Annotated in this window: 2 protein-coding genes and 1 pseudogene; 2 read left to right on the top strand and 1 reads right to left on the bottom strand. The window is 74.0% G+C overall.

Annotation, left to right across the window (positions count from 1 at the left end):
• Positions 1-509 (top strand): hypothetical protein (locus AB0J52_RS38410; RefSeq protein ID WP_500187950.1); only part of this gene is annotated, 509 nt, incomplete at its 5' end.
• Positions 510-569: 60 nt separating this feature from the next.
• Here AB0J52_RS38410 and AB0J52_RS38415 read toward each other — a convergent pair.
• Positions 570-1352, bottom strand: a complete 783-nt coding sequence (locus tag AB0J52_RS38415) for an enoyl-CoA hydratase/isomerase family protein (protein WP_500187952.1) — start codon at positions 1350-1352, stop codon at positions 570-572.
• Positions 1353-1500: 148 nt separating this feature from the next.
• Between AB0J52_RS38415 and AB0J52_RS38420 the strand changes: the two are divergent.
• A pseudogene (locus AB0J52_RS38420) lies at positions 1501-1941 on the top strand (ATP-dependent helicase); the annotation flags it as partial.

Below are 1941 nucleotides of genomic sequence, written 5' to 3' on the forward strand. Positions count from 1 at the left end.
CGCGCAGGCTGCGCGGCGCGCTCGGGGCGCTCACGCTAGCCGTCCTGCCCGGAACGGCCCTCGCCGTCCCGACCCTGACCTCGTTCGCGTGCCTGCTCTGGTTCTTCGCCGTCTACGCGCGCCGCGCCCTGCGGCGGATGCGGCTGCGCATCACGAGCGCACGAGGCGGACGCGCCGCGCGCCTCCGCGCCGGCGTCGCCGCCCTCATCGCCGTCCCGCTCGAAGTGATCATCCGGATGGGATCGCTGACCCTCGCGGGCGCGGGCATGTACGCGGCCATCTTCGCGCTCGTCCGGCTCACCCCGGTGGCCGACCGCGCGGCGGAGATGGCGCTGGGCGTCCTGGCCGCAACCGTCGTGACCCTCCGGTGCCGCTACAACACGTCGGCAGCCCTATGGCTGAGGCTGCTCCTGCCCGTCATCGCCATAGGGCTGCTCGTCGCGGCGGCGCTGTACGTCCATCCGGCCATCTGGCGGCCGCTGCCGCCGCTCGGCCCCGGCGACCAGTGAACGTCTGGCGGCCGGTGACCTTCCAGCGGCCGGTGAACTCCCTAGCGGGCCCGTGGACTTCTAGCGACCGGTGAACTTGGCCTTGCCCGGCCCTTCCTCCATGAAGCTCTTCATGCCGTTGTGCTGGTCCTCCGTGGCGAACAGCGCGGAGAAACGGGTGCGCTCGATCTCCAGGCCGCTCTCCAGGTCGACCTCGAGTCCCGAGTCGATGGCCTGCTTCGCGGCGCGCAGCGCCAGCGCGGGCCCGCCCACGAAGGTCGAGGCCCACTTCCTGGCCTCCGCGTAGACGTCGGCGTCCGGGACGACCCGGTCGACGAGTCCCATGGCCAGCGCCTCGTCCGCGCGCACGTGGCGGCCGGAGAAGATCAGGTCCTTCGCCTTGGCGGACCCGACGAGACGCGCGAGCCGCTGCGTGCCGCCCGCACCCGGGATGATGCCGAGCTGGATCTCCGGCTGGCCCACCTTCGCGCCCTCGCCCGCGACCCGGAAGTCGGCCGTCAGCGCCACCTCCAGGCCGCCGCCGAGCGCGTACCCGGTGATCGCCGCGATGACCGGCTTCGGGATAGCCGCGAGCTCCCGGGTGAAGTCCTGCAGCAGCCGGGACGGGGCGCCCGACATCTCCGCGTACGACAGCGGGGCCATCTCCTTGATGTCGGCCCCGGCCGCGAACACCCGCTCGCCGCCGTACAGGACGACCGCCGCCACCTCGGCGTCGTCGCCCACCTGCCGCGCGGCCTCGATCAGCTCCCGCTGCATCCGCGCGTTGAGGGCGTTCATCTTCGGCCGGTCCAGCCGGATCGTCGCCACGCCGTCCTCGGTCTCGACACGCACGAACTCGCCCACAGCGCCTCCAACTCTCCCTTGAGCACAACGCCCAGAGCCTAATCTCCCCGGGTTATCCACAGCTCGGCGGACGGGGGCGGGGGTGTCGGCGGCCGCTGGTAGCTTCGGTGGTCGTCGCAGGATTCGGGGGAGCTGGGGGAAGGTCGGCATGCTGGTCGCGCACGGCACGTGGCACGGCGGGGCGCTCTGCCTGTGGGCGGAGCGGAGCGGTCCGCACGCGCCCGCCGGCCGCCCGTCCGCCCCTGCCGGCGGGTCACAGGCGCCTGCCGGCGAGCCGCACCCGTTCGCGACCCGCGACTTCACCGGCACCTCCTACGAGCCGCTCGTGAAGGGCGCGATGCGGGTCGAGCTGGCCATCGCGCTCCCCACCCACGGCGACCACCCGCTGCCGTCCGCCGAGCTCGGCCCCGAGCCGATCGACGGCCCGCCCGAGCTGCGGTCCTGGCGGGTCCCCGCGCTCGTGCTGGAGCCGTTCCCGGCGATGGCGCTGCTCCAGGCCGCCGAGCACAGCGGCGACGTCGTCCCCGGCTCCGACCTGCGCTTCCTCTGCCTGGTCGCGGACGAGGCCGTCCGGCTCGCCGGGCGCGGC

The sequence above is a fragment of the Spirillospora sp. NPDC049652 genome, from assembly GCF_040675125.1.
Lineage (GTDB): Bacteria > Actinomycetota > Actinomycetes > Streptosporangiales > Streptosporangiaceae > Spirillospora.